Origin of the sequence: Thiomonas sp., from assembly GCF_034007205.1 — a bacterium.
Classification (GTDB): Bacteria; Pseudomonadota; Gammaproteobacteria; order Burkholderiales; family Burkholderiaceae_C; genus Thiomonas.
Genome location: NZ_JAVERI010000003.1, coordinates 63,517 through 84,370, shown reverse-complemented (window position 1 = coordinate 84,370; position 20,854 = coordinate 63,517). Strand labels below are relative to the sequence as shown.

At 64.5% G+C, this 20,854-nt stretch carries 17 protein-coding genes and 1 pseudogene; 4 read left to right on the top strand and 14 right to left on the bottom strand.

Translation table 11 applies throughout. The features are described from left to right. Window positions 1-3: 3 nt before the first annotated feature. The gene (locus RBR52_RS03410) at window positions 4-624 is read right to left on the bottom strand and encodes a PilN domain-containing protein (protein WP_320375784.1); all 621 of its coding nucleotides are present in this window, start codon (window positions 622-624) and stop codon (window positions 4-6) included. A gap of 19 nt (window positions 625-643) precedes the next feature. Beyond that, the gene (locus tag RBR52_RS03405; protein WP_320375783.1) at window positions 644-1,723 is read right to left on the bottom strand and encodes a pilus assembly protein PilM; all 1,080 of its coding nucleotides are present in this window, start codon (window positions 1,721-1,723) and stop codon (window positions 644-646) included. A gap of 432 nt (window positions 1,724-2,155) precedes the next feature. On the opposite strand from RBR52_RS03405, the gene RBR52_RS03400 reads away from it, so the two are divergent. Beyond that, the gene (locus RBR52_RS03400; RefSeq protein WP_320375782.1) at window positions 2,156-4,525 is read left to right on the top strand and encodes a PBP1A family penicillin-binding protein; all 2,370 of its coding nucleotides are present in this window, start codon (window positions 2,156-2,158) and stop codon (window positions 4,523-4,525) included. A gap of 94 nt (window positions 4,526-4,619) precedes the next feature. Here RBR52_RS03400 and cyaY read toward each other — a convergent pair whose 3' ends face one another. After that, window positions 4,620-4,964: an iron donor protein CyaY gene (gene cyaY / locus RBR52_RS03395; protein WP_320375781.1), complete on the bottom strand. Its 345-nt coding sequence runs from the start codon at window positions 4,962-4,964 to the stop codon at window positions 4,620-4,622. Between the two features lie 25 nt (window positions 4,965-4,989). Here cyaY and lptM point away from each other — a divergent pair, with 25 nt between their 5' ends. Next, window positions 4,990-5,148 carry an LPS translocon maturation chaperone LptM gene (gene lptM / locus RBR52_RS03390; RefSeq protein ID WP_320375780.1) on the top strand — a complete coding sequence of 53 codons (159 nt, stop codon included), beginning with the start codon at window positions 4,990-4,992 and terminating at the stop codon, window positions 5,146-5,148. Between the two features lie 26 nt (window positions 5,149-5,174). Further along, entirely contained in the window at window positions 5,175-6,467 is a 1,293-nt protein-coding gene (gene lysA, locus RBR52_RS03385; protein ID WP_320375779.1) for a diaminopimelate decarboxylase, read from the top strand. Here lysA and RBR52_RS03380 read toward each other — a convergent pair. The 5 genes from RBR52_RS03380 to RBR52_RS03360 form a co-directional block, all read right to left on the bottom strand. After that, complete coding sequence (locus tag RBR52_RS03380; RefSeq protein WP_320375778.1) at window positions 6,440-7,171, bottom strand: protein-methionine-sulfoxide reductase heme-binding subunit MsrQ; 732 nt, start codon at window positions 7,169-7,171, stop codon at window positions 6,440-6,442. The two genes, lysA and RBR52_RS03380, sit on opposite strands and share 28 nt — an antisense overlap. A gap of 5 nt (window positions 7,172-7,176) precedes the next feature. Further along, window positions 7,177-8,190 (bottom strand): protein-methionine-sulfoxide reductase catalytic subunit MsrP, encoded by a 1,014-nt coding sequence (gene msrP, locus RBR52_RS03375; protein ID WP_320375777.1) that lies wholly within the window; start codon window positions 8,188-8,190, stop codon window positions 7,177-7,179. Between the two features lie 201 nt (window positions 8,191-8,391). Then, window positions 8,392-9,855, bottom strand: a complete 1,464-nt coding sequence (gene ccsB, locus RBR52_RS03370; RefSeq protein ID WP_320375776.1) for a c-type cytochrome biogenesis protein CcsB — start codon at window positions 9,853-9,855, stop codon at window positions 8,392-8,394. A gap of 13 nt (window positions 9,856-9,868) precedes the next feature. Further along, a complete protein-coding gene (locus tag RBR52_RS03365; RefSeq protein ID WP_320375775.1) occupies window positions 9,869-12,088 on the bottom strand; it encodes a cytochrome c biogenesis protein ResB in 2,220 nt (739 codons plus the stop codon). Window positions 12,089-12,473: 385 nt separating this feature from the next. Continuing rightward, a complete protein-coding gene (locus RBR52_RS03360; protein ID WP_320375774.1) occupies window positions 12,474-13,190 on the bottom strand; it encodes a c-type cytochrome in 717 nt (238 codons plus the stop codon). 161 nt (window positions 13,191-13,351) lie between these two features. On the opposite strand from RBR52_RS03360, the gene yihA reads away from it, so the two are divergent. Then, complete coding sequence (gene yihA, locus RBR52_RS03355; protein WP_320375773.1) at window positions 13,352-14,101, top strand: ribosome biogenesis GTP-binding protein YihA/YsxC; 750 nt, start codon at window positions 13,352-13,354, stop codon at window positions 14,099-14,101. On the opposite strand, the gene RBR52_RS03350 is transcribed toward yihA, so the two are convergent. From RBR52_RS03350 to RBR52_RS03330, 6 genes and pseudogenes are all read right to left on the bottom strand, one after another. Beyond that, a complete protein-coding gene (locus RBR52_RS03350; protein WP_320375772.1) occupies window positions 14,082-16,367 on the bottom strand; it encodes a patatin-like phospholipase family protein in 2,286 nt (761 codons plus the stop codon). The two genes, yihA and RBR52_RS03350, sit on opposite strands and share 20 nt — an antisense overlap. Before the next feature lie 51 nt (window positions 16,368-16,418). Beyond that, window positions 16,419-17,090, bottom strand: a complete 672-nt coding sequence (locus RBR52_RS03345) for a YiiX/YebB-like N1pC/P60 family cysteine hydrolase (protein WP_320375771.1) — start codon at window positions 17,088-17,090, stop codon at window positions 16,419-16,421. After that, a complete protein-coding gene (locus RBR52_RS03340; RefSeq protein ID WP_320375770.1) occupies window positions 17,087-18,190 on the bottom strand; it encodes a DUF4878 domain-containing protein in 1,104 nt (367 codons plus the stop codon). The genes RBR52_RS03345 and RBR52_RS03340 overlap by 4 nt, the downstream gene beginning before the upstream one ends. Window positions 18,191-18,316: 126 nt before the next feature. Then, a pseudogene (locus RBR52_RS15410) lies at window positions 18,317-18,388 on the bottom strand (zinc-ribbon domain-containing protein); the annotation flags it as partial. Window positions 18,389-18,394: 6 nt separating this feature from the next. Further along, complete coding sequence (locus RBR52_RS03335) at window positions 18,395-19,540, bottom strand: zinc ribbon domain-containing protein (RefSeq protein ID WP_320375769.1); 1,146 nt, start codon at window positions 19,538-19,540, stop codon at window positions 18,395-18,397. Window positions 19,541-19,613: 73 nt separating this feature from the next. Continuing rightward, entirely contained in the window at window positions 19,614-20,627 is a 1,014-nt protein-coding gene (locus RBR52_RS03330) for a zinc ribbon domain-containing protein (RefSeq protein ID WP_320375768.1), read from the bottom strand. Window positions 20,628-20,854 lie beyond the last annotated feature (227 nt).

Below are 20,854 nucleotides of genomic sequence, written 5' to 3'. Positions count from 1 at the left end.
GCCTCACGAATGTTTGGAGTCGGCCGCCGCAGCGCCTGAAGCCGCACCCGCCGGCGTGGGCCGCTTGAGCGTGGCGCGCAACTGGAACTGCGCCACGACCCGGGCGGCATTGCCGGCTTGAGCGGGCGCGATCTGCGAACGAATCTCGATCAGTTCGGGCTTTTCGAGCCAGCCGTCGGGGTTGCTGAGATTGCGCAGAAAATCGGCCACACGCTCCTGACTGAGCGCGACCCCCTGAATCAGCACGGTGGCCCCATCCTGGCGGATCTGCGTGAGCTGAACCCCGGCGGGCGTATCCTGGGTCAGGTCGTCGAACAGGTGCACCGGCAGGTTGCGGTCGGCCTGCAGACCTTCGACTGCGTCCTGGCGGGCCCGCAGCGCTTCGATTTCAGACTTGAGCGAGGCGATGTCCTTGATCTGGCTGTCGAGTTTGGCGTTTTCGGCTTTCAGGAAGTCGTTGCGGCTTTGCTGCTGGGTGATCATTTCACCCAGCACGGTGTAGCCCAGCGCCAGCACCAGTCCACCCGCAAGAATCGAAGCCGCCACGCCCGCGTAAAAGGCTTCGCGCCGCTTCTTGCGCTTGGCTTCGCGGTGGGGCAGCAGATTGATCAACACGATATTCATGACAGATCCCGTTGCTGCGTCATTGCAGGAAACGCCGCATCGCCAGGCCGCAGCTGGTCAGATAGGAAGGCGCCTGACTGCGCAGCTTTTTCTCGCGCACGGATTCGGCCACCGCCATGCCTTCGAACGGATTGATGACCATGCAGGCCACTTGCGCCGTGGCGGTGATCTTTTCCGCCAGGCCCGGCAGCGCGGACGAGCCGCCGGCCAGCAGGATGTAGTCGACCCGGCCGAACGGCGTGGCGCGGTAGAAGAACTGCAGCGCCCGCGCGATTTCCTGCGTGAGACTGTCCATATACGGCGCCAGCACCTGCGTGGGATAGTCGTCGGGCAGATCGGCGGCGCGTTTCTTGGTCTCGGCTTCTTCGAGCGAAAACCCATAGGTGCGGGCGATCATCTGCGTGAGCTGCGCGCCGCCGAAGGCCTGATCGCGGTCGTAGAGGGTTTCGCCGTTGCGCAGAATCTGCAGGCTGGTGGTCGTGGCGCCCACCTCGAACAGGGCGACGAGCAGATCGAGCCCAGCGCGCGGCAAGCGCTCGATCAGGCGCTGCGCGGCCAGGCGCGAGGCGAAGGCTTCGATATCCATCACGACGGGCTTGAGTCCGGCGGCTTCGGCGACGCCGCGGCGATCATCCACCTTTTCGCGCCGTGAGGCGGCGATCAGCACTTCCTGGTCTCCGGGCGACGTGGCGCTGGGGCCGAGGACGCAGAAATCGAGCGCCACCTCGTCGATGGCGAAAGGAATGTACTGATTGGCCTCGCTTTCGACCTGAACTTCGATTTCTTCCTCGCGCAACTCGCCGGGAAGGACGATCTTCTTGGTGATGACGGCCGACGGCGGCAGCGCCATGGCGACCTGCTTGGCCTTGGTGCCGCTCTTGCGCACGACCTTGCGTACGGTTTCGACCACGTCGTCGAGCTTTTCGATATTGCCATCGACCACGGAACCCTTCTCCAAAGGCTCCATGGCGGCGCGCAGCAAGGTGTACTGGCCGCGCTCATCCATGTCGAGCTCGACGAGCTTGACGCTGGAACTGCTGATGTCCAGCCCGATCATCGGCGCATGGCGCTTGCGAAACAGACTGCCGAATATGGCCACTGAAGACCCCCCGATGGATTTGCAATACGGTGCGCAAAGTCATGGGCAGGCCTGTCGGTTGAACCCAAGGAGGGTCGAACCCAAAGTGGGTCGAACCGAAAATTGCTCCTGCCCCGTTGGTGCGGATCCATCCACCCAACGGCATGTTTGCGCTACGAACTCAGATTTTTCCTTCGATCCTAACAACAAGTCCTTGATGCACTACGGTATAAACCTCTGCATGCTCGAAAAGCGTTGCAAAACTCCCACGACTGGTGTCTCGACCCCGCTTTGTGATTTGTTACGTCACGGCAGCGCCGATTTTTATAATTTGCAACAAAATTCTGTTTCCTCACCTGCCGAACGCATGCTCCTGGTCCGCGCGGCGGCTCTCGTTCCTCCGGCGCCCAAACCGCGCCCGTATCCTGCGGAACCTCGCATCCGTCCGTCTCGATGACTTCCTCCTCTGCCGCCCCACCTCCTCCGACGCCGCGCCCGCGCGCACGCTCTTCCTGGTGGCTGCGCGCCCTCATCGGCCTGGTGTCCGTCGTCGTCGGGCTGCTGATCGCCGCCGCGCTGATCGTGGGTCTGGTGCTGGCGCTGAGTTGGCCGCGGCTGCCCGACATCTCTGAATTGCAGGACTACCAGCCGCAGTTGCCGCTGCGGGTGTATTCGGCGGACAAGGTGTTGCTCGGCGAGTTCGGCGAGGAGCGCCGGGTGTTCACGCCCATCGGACAGATTCCCGATCTGATGAAAAAGGCCGTGCTGGCCACCGAAGACGACCGCTTCTATCAGCACGGCGGCATTGACTGGCCCGGAGTGGCGCGCGCGCTGCTGGCCAATCTGGAGCACTCCCGCAGTCAGGGCGCTTCGACCATCACCATGCAGGTGGCGCGCAATTTTTATCTCTCGCGCGAAAAGACCTTCACCCGCAAGCTGTTCGAGGTGCTGCTGGCGCTGAAAATCGAGCAGCAGATGAGCAAGGATCAGATTCTGCAGCTCTACATGAATCAGATTTATCTGGGCCGCAAGGCCTACGGTTTTGCCGCGGCCGCGCAGGCTTACTTCGGCAAGCCGCTGGGCGAGCTCTCGCTGGCGCAGATGGCCATGCTCGCGGGTCTGCCCAAGGCGCCTTCGGCGTACAACCCCATCAGCAACCCACAGCGCGCGCGGCAACGCCAGTTGCATGTGATCGCACGACTGCAGCAACTGCGCTGGATCACCCCGGCGCAGGCGCAGCAGGCGCGCGACGAGCCGCTTGAACTGCGCTCGGCGCGCGGGGAAGACCCTGTGCATGCGGGCTACATCACGGAAACGGTGCGGCAGATGGTGTTCGGTCACTATCACGACGCGGCCTACACGCGGGGACTCAACGTTTACACCACCATCCGCGTGCGAGATCAACTGGCGGCCTGGCGCGCCGTGCAGAGCGGCGTGCTGGCTTACGAATTGCGCCAGCCGTACCGAGGGCCCGATGCCTTCATCGATCTGCCGCATGCGGTGGACGCGATGCCCGGCGCGGTCGAGCAGGCCTGCGCCGACCGCATTGCGGCCGATGGCATGGTGTGCAGCGTGGTGCTCGGCGCCAACCCCACCGAGGTGAAAGTGATGACCGAGGCCGGGCAGATCGTGACGGTCTCCGGCGCCGGCCTGCGGCAGGTGCGCGCGCTCGGGCTGTCGGCCAAGGCGCAGCCCGCGTTCAAGCTGCGCGCTGGCGCCGTGGTCTGGCTGGCGCAGGACCGGCCCGATCAATGGGTCATCACCCAACTGCCGCAGGTGCAGTCGGCCTTCGTGTCGATGAATCCGAACAACGGCGCCATCGTGGCGATGGTGGGCGGTCTGGACTTTGCGCGCAACAAGTTCAACCACGTCACGCAGGCGTGGCGGCAACCGGGATCGAGCTTCAAGCCCTTCATCTATTCGGCCGCGCTGGAAAAAGGCATCACCCCGCTGACCGTGGTGAATGACGCGCCGCTGTTTTTCTCCGCCGCGCAGACCGGCGGGGAATCGTGGGAGCCTAAAAACTACGACGGCAAGTACGAGGGGCCGATGAGCCTGCGGCGCGCCGTGGCGCGGTCGAAGAATATGGTGGCCATTCGCGTGCTCGACCACATCGGCCCGAAGTTCGCGCAGACCTGGAGCGCCCGCTTCGGTTTCGACCCCAGCCGCCAGCCGCCCTACCTCACGCTCGCGCTGGGTGCGGGCACGGTCACGCCGCTGCAGATGGCCCGCGCCTACAGCGTGTTTGCCAATGGCGGCTATCTGCTCAAACCCTATCTGGTCAGCAAGATCACCGACTCCCAGGGACAGGTGCTGTTTGAGGATCGACCGCAGCAGGCGGGCGACGAAAAGCTGCGCGTCATTTCACCGCGCAACGCCTATGTGATGGACAGCCTGCTGCAGGAGGTCACGCGCTCGGGCACCGCGGCGCGGGCGCAGGCGACGCTGGGGCGTTCCGATCTTTACGGCAAGACGGGCACGACCAACGATTTTCTCGATGCCTGGTTCTGCGGCTTCCAGCCCAGTCTGGTGGGCGTGGCCTGGGTGGGCTATGACACGCCGAAAAAGCTGGGCAACAGGGAAACCGGCGGCGCCCTCGCGCTGCCGATCTGGATACGCTATATGCAGACCGCGCTGCAGGGTGTGCCGGTTGCCAGCTATGCACAGCCACCGGGCATCGTGGTGGAAAACGGCGAGCCGGTGTTCAGCAATTTTGCCAATGGCGCCGGGGTATCCAGCCTCGGATTGGACGCCGCCCCGCCAGCGCCCGCGGTCACGCCGCAAGAGCGCGATTCCATCCTCGATCTGTTCAGGGGCAACTGACCGCCGATGGGCTTAGGCAAACGCTGATCAACTCCCTCTCCCTACTTACTGCCTCCCCCTCCCTACCTCCCCCGCGAGCGGGGGAGGAGCTTTGCTAGAGCGTAGGCAAGTGCAGCGGCGGCGCATCCAGCGTTTGCATGACGCGATGCAGCGCCGCGCCCAGCGTTTCGCCGCTGCGGGTATCGCACCAGTGGCTGCCGCTCCACACATAGTGGTGCGCCCCGGCGCGCGAGGCCAGCCAGATCTGATGCGTGGGTTGCTGCAGGTTGACGATGACCTGATCGCCGCTGTCGAGTTCCAGCCGCAGCACGGAGCCGTCGCGCTTGGAGTCGAGGTCGACGGCGTCGGCGGCCGCTTCGATGGCGGCCAGGGCCTGTTCGGCAATCTGCAGGTAACGGGTGTCGTCGAGCGGTTCGGGCGTTTCAGGCATGTCGGGCATGGGGCGGCTGATACACTGATTTTTGATGAATGCACAGCTTAATCGACCCCGCCACCTGCGCGCCTCACTGCGTCTGATGGCCGCGCTGGGTGTGCTTGTTTTGCTGGGGGGCTGCGGTCAGACCGGCCCCCTGTACCTGCCCGCGCCCGCCCCGGCGCAGGCGGCCTCTGCGGCAACGCGCTGAATCTCTCACCGTCGTATCGATTTCCGATGAAAAACCTCACCGTTCCCTGCCTGCCCGGCCATCCTCATGTCGCCCATGTCGGGTCAACCTTGAAAATCGAGCACGTCACCGCTTCGGACCTGGCGGATGAATTCGGCACGCCGACCTATGTTTACTCGCGCGCCGCGATCGAGGCGGCGGCGCGCAGCTACAGCGAAGCGGCGCGGGCCAGCCCGGTGCGCGTCGCCTTGCGCTACGCCGTGAAGGCGAATTCCAATCTGGCGGTGCTGCAACTGCTCGCGCGCCTGGGCTGGGGCTTTGACATCGTTTCGGGCGGCGAATTGAAGCGGGTACTGGCTGCGGGGGGCGATGCGGGCAAGGTGGTGTTTTCCGGCGTGGGCAAAACTGCCGACGAGATGCGACTGGCGCTGGACGCCGGTGTCGAATGCTTCAACGTCGAGTCGCCCGGTGAACTGGCCGCGCTCAACCGGGTGGCTCAGGCCGCGGGCAAGATCGCGCGGGTGGCGCTGCGCGTCAACCCGGATGTCGACGCCGGCACGCACCCCTATATTTCCACCGGACTGAAAACCAATAAATTCGGCGTTTCGCCAGATCAGGCGGCGCAACTCGCGCTGCAGACCGCGCATCTCGATCAGGTGCAACTGATCGGCATCGCGTGTCACATCGGCTCGCAGATCACGAGCGCCCTGCCCTATCTGGACGCGCTGGACAAAGTGCTCGATCTAGTCGAGCAGATGGAGCGCAAGGGCGCGAAAATCGAGCACATCGACCTGGGCGGCGGTCTGGGCATACGTTATACCGACGAAACCCCGCCCACGCCGCAGCAGTGGCTCGCCCCACTGCTGGCGCGCATCTGCGCGCGCGGCTTCGGCCATCGTCAGGTGGTGATCGAGCCCGGCCGTTCCATCGTGGGCAATGCGGGCGTGCTGCTCACGCGCACGCTCTATCTCAAATCGACCCCGGCGAAACACTTCGCCGTGGTAGACGCGGGCATGAACGATCTGATCCGTCCCGCGCTCTATTCTGCCGAGCAGGTCGTCGTCCCCGCCGAAAGCCGGGCGGGCAACGCGCTGAAGTACGACATCGTCGGCCCGGTGTGCGAATCGGCCGACTGGCTGGCACGCGGTCGCGCGCTGGTGCTGGAGGAAGGCGATCTGCTTGCCATCCTGTCGAGCGGTGCCTACGGCATGGTGATGGCGTCCAACTACAACAGCCGCGGGCGCCCCGCTGAAGTCATGGTCGATGGCGATACCGCCACCCTGATACGCCCGCGCGAAACGGCCGAACAGCTCTACGCCAGCGAGCGGCTCTTGCCCTGATTTCCGGCCGGATTGTCGGCCGGATTTTTGCTCTGATCGTCGATGGCTCTTGTACCGTGCAGTTGAGCGCGACGAGCCTGCGTCACCCGCCAGGCCCACCACAGCCGCATCCCCAGCAGCGCAGCGAGGATGAGGGCATAGACCGTGGGACTGGCGGTGTTGTTCTTCGCCAGCTTGCCCCACCAGAAGTGCAATACCGCCACCACGCCGATGAGGTAAATCAGTCGGTGCAGCGCCTGCCAGCGGCGCGCGCCCAGTCGCCGGATCATGCCATGGGTCGAGGTCAGCGCCAGCGGGGTCATCAGCAGCAAGGCGGTCATTCCGGCGAGCACGAAGGGATGCTTGACCACATCGCGCAAGGCCGTGTCGACACTGAAACCGTTCACCAGGCCCAGCCATGCGGTGAAGTGCAGCAGCGCATAGAAAAACACGAACAGTCCGAACATCCGCCGAAAGCGCGCCAGTTCGGCCCAGCCGGTGAGCTTGCGCAGCGGCGTGACGGCCAGGGTGAGCAGCAACAATCGCAACGCCCACAAACCCGTGGTCCAGATCACGGTCTGCTCCGGGTTGGGCCCCAGATCGTTGGTCCAGCCGTGCCAGAACAGGTTGGCAAAGGGCAGCAGACACAGTACGAACAGCAGCGGCTTGACCGCCCGGCTGCGCAGAACCCGGCGCGGCAGAGGCAACGACAACGTGGCTTGCATGGCCTTCAGAAATATTTTTTCAGGTTCATGCCCTGATACAGACTGGCCACCTGCGCGCCATAGCCATTGAACAACTGCGTGGGTACACGCGGCGCGAACAGGCCGCCGAAGGCTCCACCCTGCCCGATCATGCGTTCATTGGCCTGGCTCCAGTTCTGCGGACTGACATCGGGGTTCACGTTGGAATAGAACCCGTACCACTGCGGCACGGCCCGCATCCACGACGTGATGGGCTGTCTTTCCACCAGACGGATTTTGACGATGGACTTGCCGCCCTTGAAGCCATATTTCCAGGGTATGACCATGCGCATCGGCGCGCCGTCCTGATTGGGCAGCACTTCCCCATACAGCCCAAAGGTGAGCAGGGTGAGCGGGTGCATGGCCTCGTCCAGGCGCAAGCCTTCGAGATACGGCCATTGCAAAATCGGATCGTTCTGCCCCGGCATCTCGGCCGGGTCGAGCAGGGTGATGTATTCGACGTATTTGGCATTGCCCGTGGGCTCGACCGCCTTGAGAAGATGCGAAAACGAATACCCGATCCACGGCACCACCATGGCCCAGCCTTCGACGCAACGATGACGGTAGATGCGCTCTTCCATCGGCGCGAGCCCCAGCAGATCGTCGATGCCGAAGGTGCGCGGCTTGTGCACCTCGCCCTCCACCACCACGGTCCACGGCCGGGTCTTCAGACTTCCGGCGTTCTGCGACGGATCGCTCTTGCCCGTGCCGAACTCGTAGAAATTGTTGTAGGTGATGATGTCCTTGTACGGCGTCGGCGTTTGCGTCGTGGACAGGGCAGTGTTCCTGTGCGAGGCCAGTGCCGCCAGCTTGCCCGGCGCCGGCCGGCCGCCGCCCGTCGTTGTAGCCTGCGCAGCATGACGCGCCGTCAACGCGACCGCACCTGCCGCCGCACCGATGCCGGCGGCCGCAACAAAGTGGCGGCGGTCCTTGTAGATTTCCCGCGGCGTGATCTCCGAAGAAACCGGATGCTCGAACCCCTGGTCTTGTCGCTTGGTCATGGCTGCTCCTTCACGGCTTGCCGCAATGCCGTCCATGGACGGCGAATCGGACGACGTTATTCCATCGCTTCCGCGTCAGTCGCAGCAGCAGGCGAAACCTTACAGCGCAAGACCATCCCCGCATGGACAGAGGGGAATGGATACAAGGCATTCGGCGCGTAAAAAAGGCCCCGAAGGGCCTTTTTCAACCGCGTTGAGCGCTCACAGCTTGCCGTAGGAATGCAGGCCGGAGAGGAACATATTGACCCCGAGGAAGGCAAAGGTCGTGACCAGCAGGCCGGTCAGCGCCCACCACGCGGCCACCTGTCCGCGCAGTCCCTTGATCAGACGCATGTGCAGCCAGGCGGCGTAGTTCAGCCAGACGATCAGCGCCCAGGTTTCCTTCGGGTCCCAGCTCCAGTAGCCGCCCCAGGCCTCGGCGGCCCACAGCGCCCCCAGAATGGTGGCGATGGTGAAGAAGGTGAAGCCGATGGCGATGGACTTGTACATTACATCGTCCATCACTTCGAGCGAGGGCAGATGCGAGGCAATGCGCTTGCGGCCGTACAGGATGCCGGCCACGATCAGCGCCGAAACCCCGGCGAACACGCCCCAGTATTCGGAAATGCCGCCCTGGCGGAACACCAGCGGCTCGAAGAACATGACGAAGCCGATCAGCCACAGCGGCGTGAGCTTCCACCAGGAAGTCTCGTTCGCATGGGTCTTGATGAGGTAGGCGAAACCGACCATGGCCGCGATGGCGAAGGTGCCGTAGCCGATGAAGTTCGCCGGCACGTGCAGCTTCATCCACCAGCTCTGCAGCGCGGGCACCAGCGGCTGGATTTCGTAGGCGTTCTGCACCATGCTGTACCACAGCAGGAAGCCCACTGCCGCACTGACGACCAGCATGGCGAAAGCGCCCATGCTGCGGGTCTTGTACTTTTGTTCGAAATACAGGTAGAGAATGGTCGTCAGCCAGGAAAACAGCACGAACACTTCGTACAGATTGCTCAGCGGAATATGCCCGATGTCCGGCCCGATCTGATAGCTCTCGTACCAGCGCATCATGGTGCCGATCAGCGCCATGGTGACGCCGACCCAGGCCAGCCGCGAACCGAAGTACTGCGCGAAATTGGACTGCCAGCCCCTGGCGTCGCGCACCACGCCGTCACCGCCGCCTGCGATGGCACCTCCGCCGGTGGCCAAAGCCATGCCGCCCGCAGTATTCTGCACCGGGCCGGTGAACATGCCGACCCAGTAGGCCGCCGTGCTCAGGAAAAGCAGGAAGGCCATCCAGAGAATGGCAGACTGGCTGGCCAGGAAGTATTTGAGGAAGAACACCTGTTGACTGCGGGCCAGCACAGCGTGCCCGTCGGGCGCCTGATACAGCCAGATGCCGAAGAGCGACAGCCCGGCGACCACGATCGCCAGATTTTTCAGCGCCGTCCATCCCCAGCCCAGGAACAACAGACTCGTCGTCGCCCCGAGAAAAATGAGCTTGACGTAGTAATTCATGTTCTGCCCGTACTGGCTCAGCACAAAGGCATCTCCGCCGACGATGAGCAGCAGAAAAATCCAGTCGTACACGGTACGCCGGCGCAGGTAGGCGCCGATGCCGTTCTGGCGCGGAGGTTCCGAACTCTTCGAGTTCAGCGGCAAGCTATGGGATTTGCTGGCAAGTTCCATGGCGGGTCCCTATTCAGGTCGAGGCATTGTCCGGCGCGGGATTGTGCGTCGGGTCGGGTGATGCTACGCCCAGACTGGCTGCGCGCAGTGTTTCAAATTCCTTCCTGTACTCCAGGGTGCGACGGTTGGTGCTCATGGCCATGAGCGTGTCGCTGCCGCCATCGGCGCGATCCTTCACCAAAAACCACACCCGGCGTTCGCGGATGTAAAGCATGGCAAACACGCCCAGAATGAGCAAGACTGCACCGGTATAGACCACAACCTTGCCAGGGGCACGGGCGACCTGGAAGATGCTGGCCTGAATCTGCTTGTAGTTGGTCATCTGCAGATACAGCGGCGACGGATAGAAAAAGGTGTCGGACAGCGCGAGCACGGCCGAGTCGAAGAATTTTTCATGCGCCGGATCTTGTGTCACCGGCTTTTCGCCATGCTGTTCTCGGCTGACCTGCCAGAGCTGCCACAGCGTGCCGTTCAGAATGCGCACGAACACGTCGGAGGCCTGCTGCAGCTTGTCCTGCGGCACGGCGGCTTCGAGATACTGCGCCAGCGCGGGCAGGCCGCCGGGCGCCTGCACCACCGGCTTGCCGGTCTTGGGATCGTTGGGAATTTCACCGGCAAAGATATCCAGCGTGCGCGCGGCGGTGACCAGGAGCTGATTTTTCAGCTCGGCCGTGGCATCGGGCGGCAAGGAGGCGGCGACATACTGGGCCGCGGCCTGCTGGCGATCCCTGGGGTTGAACAAGGCCGCGCGAAAACGCATCCAGCCATCGATGGAATCGTTGCCGTCGGCCGGAATGCGCAGATATTTATAGCCCGCATCGAGCGAACCGCGTTCACCGGCGAGGAATACCTTTTCGCCGTTGAGCTCGACCGGCAGCATGTAGTTGAAATATTCATGCGCCTGACCCGAGGCATCACGAATCTTGTAGATCACGGCGGGGCCGATGTTCTGCAGATGCCGCTCGCCCGGCGCCGCGACGGGAGCGCCCAGATGTTGATCGAAGCCCGAGAGCAACGATTGTTCCTTCGGCTTGACACCCGTGGTCTGCGCCGGACTCATGTCCTGCACGTTGAACACGCGCAGTTCGGTGAACTCGACCTGCAGACTCTGCGCCCCGTTGCTGAGCTGGCTTTCGGAACCCACGGTGCCGGTGAGGTCGAAGGTCTTGTCGCTTGGGCCATGCATCGGCCAGGCCTTGAGGAACAGTTCGGAGCCGCCATCGGCGAAGCCTGACTGGAAGATGGTGACGCCGTCAAAAGTGAGCGGGTGGTTGACCTCGATCTTCGCCGGCATGCTCTTGCCCGTCTTGGGGTCGGTGATGACCACATCGCTGGAATACAGCCGCGGCATGCCGGTGGAATAGAAGTCGATATTGAATTTTTTCAGGTGAATCTCGAACGGCAGCGGCTGCAGCAGCACGCCATCGCCCAGACTCAGCACGGCCATATTCGATGTGCCGCCATCGGGAATCTGCAGATTGCCGCGGTAGGTCGGGTTGTGCACCGACAGCCTGTTGATCTCGGGCACCTGCGACACCAGCATATTGGCCTTGAGCGGCTCCTTGCCGAACAGCCACATCTGCGCCTTGATCATCATGTCGCCGTCGAACAGCGCGCCCACGCAGATCAGCACAATCGCTGCGTGCGTCAGCACATAGCCGATGCGATTGATGCCCCCGGTCTTTGCCGCGATCATGGTGGCGCCCGCCCCGCCCTCCTGCACGGCCGGGCGTTCCTGCACCTTGAATTTGTAGCCGTGGCTGCGCATGACGCCGGTCAAATGCGCTACCGTGGCCGCGCGGCCCTCGGTGAAAACCGTCTCGCCGCGCTCGTGGAAATGGCGCATGCTCTGCTCGCGCATGCCTTCCTTGTAGGTCTTCAGATCGGTGATGATCTTGGGCGTATTGCGGATCAGGCACAGGCTGGTGGAGACGACCAGAAAGGTCAGAATGAGCAGAAACCACCAGGACGAATAGACGTTGTACAGATCGAACTTGCGGAACACCTCCGCCCAGAACGGCCCGAACTGGTTGATGTAGTTGTTGTACGGCTGCCCCTGGGTGAGCACGGTGCCGATGATGCTGGCGATGGCCACGATCACCAGCAGGGCAATGGCAAAGCGCATCGACGACAGCAGCTCGACAAAGGCGCGCCAGACACGCGAGCCATGCTGCAGTTCCCAGCCGGAAGTGCTCAGAGACGTATTGGGAACTGGCGAAGGGGTGGCGGACATACGGTGAGGGAAACTGGGCGCAGCGAACGATGGGAAATCGGTAGGCCAGACTTCGATGAATCAGTCCGCCCGGCAGCACGCCGCAAAAAGAGGGTCGGACACAATCAAAGACCGATGCAAAAGCTTGAAAAGATCAGCGAATCAATATAACAAAACCGAAAAACCTCAAAATTGACAAGTCACAGGCCAGATGCGTCATTCGCTGCGCCGGAAGCGGTGCAGTTTTCCACTGATCAAGCAACCGTTTTTGTCAGGTCGCCTTTGATCCAAGTCATCAATCCCAGGCTCTCACCCTTGTTCTCGTCGTAGGACAGAGCGTGCCGGGCGGTCGAAAGTTCCGGTAACAAAGCGTATCGGCCGCCATTCGATTGGCCGCGCACAAGATTCAGCGCGACCGTTCGGACCAGGCGCGCAGTCCGGCCGCAAAGTCCGCCACGGCGCTGATCTGCCTGTCGGTCATGCGTGAGGCGATATCGTGCATTTCCGGGCTGTTGGTGCGGCGGTCGTTGCGGAACATCTGCAACTCGGTTTCGAGATAGCCCTGCCATTGCCCACCGATGCGGGGATAGCGCGAGGGCATGCCTTCGCCGCTCGGTCCGTGGCAGGCGGCGCAGGCCGGCACGGCGCGATCGGGGATGCCGGCCATCCAGATCGACTGGCCGAGTTTGATCTCCTTCTTGTCGGCGAACGCCACCCCCGGCCTGAAGGTCTGGCGACTGTAATACAGCGCGACATCGCGGATTTGTGCATCGGTCAGCGTCGCGGCCATGCCATTCATGATGGCGTTGACCCGAGCCGGGTGGCTGGCTCCCTTGGCGATGCGATAGTCGTGCAATTGCTTGATCAGATAGTCGACGTGCTGCCCGGCCAGTTTGGGGAATTCGGTCGATGTCGCGTTGCCGTCGAGTCCGTGGCAGGCCGCGCAGGTCTGCGCCACCTTGGCCCCGGCCTGAAGCTGCGCCGCGATCGGCACAGCAAAGGAGGTTTCGCTGACGCTGGACGCCGCAGCCGCCGGGCTTTGAGCGCTCCATGATGGGGCACAAGCCAGCGTCAGGCCGGCGAGAGTCAGGGCAACGCGCACTGCAACCAAAGGGGTGGGCATGAAAGCGATCCATCAGAAATATTCGCCCGGGACCGACAAACCATGGCAAACAGCGACAATGCACTGCGCCGCGCGGCTCGGACTGTGGCGCGAGCGCAGCCCTTTGCTGCACCCGGCCAACCCGTTTGCACGAGATGGCGCATCCTACCGATACATAAGTCATGGCGAATATAGGGAATTCCAGCAGATCGACCCCCCCGCAGGTGCGGTTCAGCCCCCTGCTGCACAGCGCGCGTTTTCTGGTGACGAGTTCCGCGATGGACAACCTGCCCGTCACCGGGCTGCCGGAAATCGCCTTTGTCGGACGGTCGAACGCCGGCAAATCCACCGCGATCAACACCCTGTGCCAGCAGCGGCAGCTCGCCTTTGCCTCCAAGACGCCCGGCCGTACCCAGCACATCAATTTTTTCGCCGTCGGCCCGAAAGACCAGCCCAGCGGCCTGCTGGTCGATCTGCCGGGCTATGGCTACGCCGCGGTGGCCAAGACGGATAAAAAGCGCTGGCAGATGTTTCTGGCGCAGTATCTGGCCGAACGCGGGCCGCTGGTCGGGCTGATCCTGCTGGCGGATTCGCGCCTGGGGCTGACCGAAACCGACCTGAGCCTGCTCGCTTTCATGGCCCCGGCCAGCGTGCCGCTGCATGTGCTGCTGACCAAGGCCGACAAGCTCAACCGCCAGGAAGGGCAGCGGGCGGCGCAGGCGGCACGCGACCAACTCGCGCAGCAGGCGCAGGCGGTGGGCATGACGGCGCCGATTTCGCTGCAACTGTTTTCGGCCACCAGGCTGTCGGGAATCGAATCGGCCTCGCAGCTCATCGAAAGCTGGCTGGAGGACGCCGCGGGGCCCGCGGTGGGCTCGGCATCCGGCCCGGAGTCCGAGCCGACAAACGACCTCACGGACGCCCCAGAGTGAGGTAGAAGTTGACCTTCTGCCCCGGCGCCTTGCCCAGGCCGAAATACACTGGGCCCAGCGGCGTATCGGTGCCGAGATACACGCTGGTGCTCGAGCGCAGATCGCTCAGGTTGACCTGCGAGCGCAGCGTCCAGGTGTTGCCCCGCTCGTAGGCCAGACCGAGGTAGGAAGCGCCGCCGAACAGTCCCGGCGTGACCAGTTCGTAGCGATAGCCGATGCGGCCGTAGATCAGGTAGTTGCCGATGAGCTGTCCCTCGCGGTAGCCGCCCAGGGCGTCGAAGCCGCCGAGCGAGAAATAGTCGAGGTTCAGCCCGGCGCGGTCGCGAAAGCTCGCTGCGCGGGCGGCGACCTCCACGGTATGTCGGCCGAAACTGACCACATCCTGCCCGGAGACGTCGATGCGGTCGTAATTCGCGTCGCTGCCCAGCGTCGTGCGGGCGAAAAACGCCTCGGCCCGTCCGCGCCAGCCGCTGCGGGGAAAGTAGGCATGGTCGAGCCGGTCGGCCAGCACCAGCAGCCGCATGCCGCCTTCGCGCAGCACGGCGCTGTCCTTCAGCGGTGGCGTGCCGAGCAGGTATGTGCCGTAAATGTTTGCCCGGCTCAAACCAGCGCGCAATTCGCCGTAATCGCCCAGCGGCACGCCCAGATCGAGGCCCACACGCTCGGTGGTGAGGCGGTAGCGCAGGATGGGATCGTTGCCGGAATAGACATCGACCGGCCGCGAGTCCAGATCGAGATACGGCGCGACGAACGGCCAGCCGCGGCGCGTGAGCGGCTGGTACAGCTCGGACATCCAGCGGTTGCGCCAGCCGATCTGCAGATCGTTGCGCCACTCCCCGCCGAGGCTGTTGAGCCAGGGCCGCCGCTGCGAGAGCTGCAGCGAGAACCGCGACTGATTGCGCAGATCGGTATAGAGCCCGAGGCCAAAGCGCAGGTAGTTGGGACCCCAGGGCTTGTCCTGCACGCGGTATTCGAGCACCTGCCCGCGCCGCCCGGAGACCAGGCGGTAATCGACCCGCGAAAAATCGCCGCTGCCGAACAATCGATCGACATCGTTGCGCACCTTGTCGAAATGCAGCGGCTCGCCGGGCTTTTGTTCCAGCCGCGCCTGCAGCGTCCGATCGATGCCCGGCGACATCCCGCTGACCTTCACCCCGGCCAGCGGCGCGTTGAACTGCAATTGCGCCACCAGCGACTGCGCCCGGAGCGCGTAAGCGTCGCGCCACTGCGCATATTGCGCCGGCGGCAGGGCCAGCGGCGCGAGTTGCGCGCGGGCGGCCATCACCGCTTCATAGCCGATCTGGATGGCGCGGTCGCCCGCCAGAAAATCGATGGCGGACAGGTCGCCCAGATCGGGCGAAATCAGCACGTCGCCGGGCTTGAGGGTGGCGATCTGCGCGCGGATGTTCTGCTCGATCAGGATGTTGATCATCTGCGAGGTCAGCCCGACGATGTTGGCCAGCGACTCGCGCGAAGCCAGCGGCGTGCCGATATTGATCGCCACCACATGCTGCGCCCCCATGTCGCGCGCCACGTCCACCGGCAGGTTGTCCACCAGCCCGCCGTCGCCCAGCAAGTCGCCGCCGACCTCGGTCGGCGGAAACACCCCCGGCACCGACATGCTCGCGCGCAGCGCCGTCGCCAGCACCCCCTGCTGCAGGATGACCTTCTGCCCCGTGACCATATTCGTCGCCACGGCGCGGAAGGGAATCGGCAGGTCGTTGAAATCGCGCACGGGAATCGCGGGCAGGGTGAGGTTGGTCAGCACCTGCTCGAGCTGGGTGGTGTTCACCGCGGCGTTGGGAAACTGCACCTGCGCGTGATCGCTCAGCCCGAACACGATGCCGCCGGGCATGCGCTCGTCGTCCTGTTTGCGGCTGAAATTCAGCCCGGCCCGCGCCGGGCGGCTGGAGAGCACGCTGGCCCAGTCCATCCCCGAGACCTGGCTGCGCAGCACGCTGACCGACACGCCCTCCGCATACAGCCCGCCGATGATCGCCCCCATGCTGGTGCCGGCGATGCAGTCGATCGGCACATGCAATTGCTGCAAGGCTTCGAGCGCGCCGATATGCGCCAGCCCGCGCGCCCCGCCGCCCGAGAGCACGAGGCAGGTCTTGCCGGGTGCGGCGGTGGGTATGGATGCGGCCGTGGCAGGCTGTTGCGACGCATCGGCAGGCAGCGACCCCGTGGCGACAGCAAGCACCGCCCCGGCCAGACACGCCATCGCCAGGCTGCGAATCGACTTGCAGTGCAGAACCTGGGTCATGCGATTTCGGAAGCGATGCCGCGCTGCAAAGCCGCACGCCGATCCACGGCATCACGCTTCACGCTGCACCGCCTGCGGCAAAAAACGCAAGCCCGGCAGCGCCAGCAGGGCCGACAGGGTGACCACATCGAGCACGCCCAGAGGCGTGTTCCAACGGGCGAGCGCCGGCTGCGGCAAGTGCTGCGCGCGCAGCGCGGCCCAGACCAGTTCGGTGCAGTACAGGGCATGCGGCGACTGCAGGGCAAACCGGTCATTGAAATCCCAACCGACATGACGCAGCGCCCACTGCGCGACAGCCCGCGCCTGTGCCGCATCGACAGGCAAGCGGGCGGCTGCGGCGTCGCGCACATCGGCAGCGCCGACGAAGTCTTGCGCCGTGGCCTCGCGCACCCCCGTTTCGCCCGGATATTCCGGCGGACAGGCATGCACCACCCGAGCCAGTCCCTGCGCATCGTGCCCGGCGACGAGTCCGACATGGCTGAAACGCCCGGCCGCATCCAGCGCACTCACGGCCACCCCCTCCAGACTGACGGTGCGGCGAAACAACAAATCGCCCGCACGCAGCGCCGCATCGATCACACGCCAGCGTGGCGCAGCGCAGACATGGCCTGCCGACAACCCTGCCGCGGTCGCGGCCAGAGCAGCCCCCACAGCAGCGCCATACCGCAGAAAGCCGCGGCGCGGCAATGCGCCGACACCCGCGCCGACGGGTCGGTCGATCACCCCTTGACTTCGAGGATGCGCCACTTTCCATCCACCTTGCCCAGGGTCATGGTCTCGGTTCTCTGGCTGCCGTTGCCGAAATGCAAGGTGTAGCGCACCTGCTTCTGATCGCCCGCATCGGTCGCACTCCCCGCGGTGATGCTGCGCAATCCGCCTTCGGATTCGATCTTTTTCTGTTCATGCGCCAGATACGCCTTCATTTTGTCCGGGCCGAAAATCTGAAACTGCGGCCCGAGCAACCCGTAGGCCCGATCGAAATGACCCTGCGCCACATCGCGGTAAAACCACTCGGGCACACGCTGCGCCGGATCGCCAAGGCCGAACAGGTTTTTCAGCCAGTCGAGCCAGCCTGACCCGGACGATGTCTGCGTTGCGGCCTGTGCATTCGGGCTGCCCGCGCCCGGCGAGGCCGCGGCGGCAAGCCCGTTGGCGAACTGCTGCGCGGCCTGGGTGATTTCGCCGCCCACCGTCTGCGCACCGAGCTGGGCACGCATGGCGAGTTCATCGGCTGGAGCAGGCAGCACCCAGCCCTGTGCGGTTTTGTGCAGCAACAAGGTCTGATGCAGCGCAGCCGACAGATTGGGAAACTGCTCCGACACCGGCTGCTGGCCGACCCAGGGCGCAAGACCCGTCCACTGCAGTCGAACCTGCGCCGCCGCCCAGTCTTCGGGCAGCTTCACACCGGAGGCGAACTGCTGCGACCAGGCGGCGCTTCCCGGCTGGAGCAGAGCCACTTTTTCCACGCTCATTCCGCTGGCCGCACAAAGCGCGCCGTCGCGGATATAAGTCGCGGCCTGCGGACCGTAGGCGTATTTCCACTGCGGCATGAACCCGTTTTGCACCTGCTGCGGCGCGGCGTAGATTCCCACTTTCACGAGCGCATCGAGCCAGTTGCGCGTGGCTTGGTCGAATCCGTTGACGAACACCGGATTGGCGGCGTAATTGAAGTCGCGCACGCAGGCGTCGGCGTTCAGCAGATCGGCCTGGTGCTGCTGCAGCCAGCCGTTCGCAGCCCGTCGAAGCTGAGCATCGGTGGGGCCGCTGCTGCGGGCAAACACCATCCAGGCCAGAGCGGCAACGGCCATGAGCAGCACCGTCATGCCGCTCAGTACGAGGAGCCCGATGTGCCGTTGACTCCTGCCCGTCGGCCCCGCCGTGACCGCTGCAGGCACAGGCGCTACGGCCTGAGCGGGCGGGGTCGTCGGCGCTGCGGGCCTTTCCAGCGGTGCGCCGCAGTTCCCGCAAAACCGGGCGTCGTCCTCGTTTTTCGTGCCGCATCGAGTACAAAAGCGCGCCACGATCGCTTACCTCAGCTTGTGGCCGCAACTGCCGCAAAACGCATCGTCAGGCTGCACAGCGGCGCCGCAGGCCGGGCAATGCATCTGCGCCGCTTGAGGCGGAGCAGAAGGCGTCTCTTGCGGCGTCTCTTGCGGCGTCTCCTGCGGGGGCGGCGAAGGTTTGGCCGCGGGCGGCGCAGCCGGCGCCGGGCGCGGCTTGTAGTCGTCGAGCTTCTGTTTGAACTGGGCCAGCTTCTGCCCGACCAGATCGGAACCTGCCGACTCCACGCCTTCACCCACGGCGCGGTACACGAAAATCATGCCCAGCACATAAATCAGGCTCACCACCGACCAGGCAAGAAACCACACCAGGCCGATCGACAGGCCCGCGCCGCCCATGCCCGCACCGCCCAGCGCCAAGCCCTCCATGCCGCGCATGCCGCCGAATCCGCCATACCCGCCGAAGCCGCCCATGCCCATGCCGCCAAAGCCGCCCGCGGCAAAAAAACCGCTCACGAACATGCTGCCGACGAACACCACGGCAAAGATGAAGGCCACGGCCGGGAACACCAGCAGCCCCAGGACGAGAAAGTGCATGAACACCTCCAGCGGCCTTTGCGTGACGATGCCCACGGCGCGGGTCAGGCTGGCGATGAAGCCCTCGCCATGCCAGACCGCCGCGATCATCAGCGGCCCGGCGAGCAGCAGCACGGCGTAGGCCAGCGCCACCACCACGACCAAGGGCCCGCCGAGAACAAAGCCGAACAGACCGCCCACGCCCGGAATGCGACCGAACAAGGACAGCAGGTAAGCCGCCAGCAGAATCACGGCAAACCCCAGTCCGAGCAGAATCAGCAGCCCGATGACGTAGAGCGCGGCCTGCACCCCGCCCAGAAACGCCGGGGCGAAACCGCGAATCGGCTGGTCATACGCCTGATCGACCAGCATCAGCCCGCTGGCATTCATGCCCACAACGATAATGATCGCGCCCAGCAGACCCATCAGCAGGGACACTGCAGCACTGCCCGAACTCATTCCGGCAGCCGCGCCGCCGCTGATGGCCAGCCCGCCGAGCACGAAGCTGCCGGCCAGCATGGCCAGCGCGCGCCAGTTGTACAGCGCCTCGTAGCTGCGCAGCAGCACGCCGAGGTTGTTGGTGGTTTTCACGGTCATGAGGTCCTCCCGGGATGGATATGAGATGCGAGATGCGAGATGCGCGACAGGCGCCGACAGCCATCCATTGTGACTATGGATTGTTTTGCTCTGACGACGAATTGGGGCACTCGGGAATCTTGCCCCACAGCGGATCGGGCGACAGCGGCGCGCCGCAGTACTTCCAGCGCGCTTCCTGGATGCAGATCTGCTGGGTGAAAAAGTTGCCCTTGGTCTGACAGGCCGCGAGCGCGGCGCGCAGGGCTTGGACCCGTCCTATCGGCTTGGGCGGCTCAGCATGAGGCGCAGGCTCCGCGGCGGGCGCGGGGGCTTGAGTCGGCTGGGGCGGTGCTGTCGAAGACTTGGGCGCGACAGGACGCGCGGGCACGGCCACGGGAGCAAAGGTCTCCGGCTGCGCCTGACGTTGCGGCGCCGCCGGAAGGGGCGTCGCCGCACTTGGCTTGCGCACGACAGGCTCGGGCTTGGGCGCAACCGCAGCAGGCGGCGTGACGGGCTCGGCCTGCTGCGCGGACGAAGACAACGGGGCCGACGCAGGCGTGGTCTGCGCAGCGTGCGCTGCACTCGCAGCAGATGGCTGAACCGGAGCCGACGCAGCGAATGCCGCAGCGCTCGCCCCCGCAGAAGTTCCCGTGTTGTCTGATGGGGGATGTTGCACCGACCACCACAGCCCGCCGCCGCCGATCAGCAGCAGCGCGATCACCCCGGTGGCGATGCCGCCGATGAGAAAGGCGTTGCTGCCCTTCACCGGCTGCTGGGCGCCCTGGTCGTGCCCGGAGCGAGGCGATTTATCGGGCCAGGCGCTGCGTTGCGGTGGAGCTGCGCGCGCCGCCTGCGCACGGGCACGGATTTCTTCTTCCAACCTGGCTGTGGCGGCAAGGCGCTCGCTCTCGCGCTGCAAGCGCTCCTGCTGCGCCTGAAGTTGCGCCGCTTCCTCGGTTTGCTGCTGCGCCTCGTCTCGATGATCGGCAGCCGCCGCATCCGGAGGCGGCGCCGGCTGGGGCATTGTCGGCAGTGGCGCGCCGCACTGTCGGCAAAACCTGGCGTCGTCCTGGTTCTGCGCGCCGCATTGGGTACAAAAACGTGGCATGGTCCCCCCCAGATCGAAATGGCCCTGATCTTAGTGCAGTGTTTCACGCTATCTGGAACATAAAAACGCGTCTTTGGCGCCGGGGCGGCGTTGCAAATCCGCGCGATACCTGCGGGTATCGCTGGGGATTGCGCCTTGCCCCAACCCCAAATCCATCGTTTTTGTTTTTATTTGTTCCATCAAGCATGAAACACTTCACGAGCGAGGACGCTGGCGGTTTCCTGCGT

Excerpts from the sequence above, each read along its gene's own strand:
- RBR52_RS03365 (WP_320375775.1), bottom strand. The coding sequence starts at position 12,088 with ATGTCCGCCACCCCTTCGCCAGTTCCCAATACGTCTCTGAGCACTTCC.
- RBR52_RS03340 (WP_320375770.1), bottom strand. The coding sequence starts at position 18,190 with ATGACGGTGCTGCTCATGGCCGTTGCCGCTCTGGCCTGGATGGTGTTT.
- ccsB (WP_320375776.1), bottom strand. The coding sequence starts at position 9,855 with ATGGAACTTGCCAGCAAATCCCATAGCTTGCCGCTGAACTCGAAGAGT.
- RBR52_RS03380 (WP_320375778.1), bottom strand. The coding sequence starts at position 7,171 with ATGCAAGCCACGTTGTCGTTGCCTCTGCCGCGCCGGGTTCTGCGCAGC.
- lysA (WP_320375779.1), top strand. The coding sequence starts at position 5,175 with ATGAAAAACCTCACCGTTCCCTGCCTGCCCGGCCATCCTCATGTCGCC.
- lptM (WP_320375780.1), top strand. The coding sequence starts at position 4,990 with ATGAATGCACAGCTTAATCGACCCCGCCACCTGCGCGCCTCACTGCGT.
- RBR52_RS03335 (WP_320375769.1), bottom strand. The coding sequence starts at position 19,540 with ATGACCGTGAAAACCACCAACAACCTCGGCGTGCTGCTGCGCAGCTAC.
- RBR52_RS03350 (WP_320375772.1), bottom strand. The coding sequence starts at position 16,367 with ATGACCCAGGTTCTGCACTGCAAGTCGATTCGCAGCCTGGCGATGGCG.
- msrP (WP_320375777.1), bottom strand. The coding sequence starts at position 8,190 with ATGACCAAGCGACAAGACCAGGGGTTCGAGCATCCGGTTTCTTCGGAG.
- yihA (WP_320375773.1), top strand. The coding sequence starts at position 13,352 with ATGGCGAATATAGGGAATTCCAGCAGATCGACCCCCCCGCAGGTGCGG.
- RBR52_RS03410 (WP_320375784.1), bottom strand. The coding sequence starts at position 624 with ATGAATATCGTGTTGATCAATCTGCTGCCCCACCGCGAAGCCAAGCGC.
- RBR52_RS03360 (WP_320375774.1), bottom strand. The coding sequence starts at position 13,190 with ATGCCCACCCCTTTGGTTGCAGTGCGCGTTGCCCTGACTCTCGCCGGC.
- RBR52_RS03330 (WP_320375768.1), bottom strand. The coding sequence starts at position 20,627 with ATGCCACGTTTTTGTACCCAATGCGGCGCGCAGAACCAGGACGACGCC.
- cyaY (WP_320375781.1), bottom strand. The coding sequence starts at position 4,964 with ATGCCCGACATGCCTGAAACGCCCGAACCGCTCGACGACACCCGTTAC.
- RBR52_RS03400 (WP_320375782.1), top strand. The coding sequence starts at position 2,156 with ATGACTTCCTCCTCTGCCGCCCCACCTCCTCCGACGCCGCGCCCGCGC.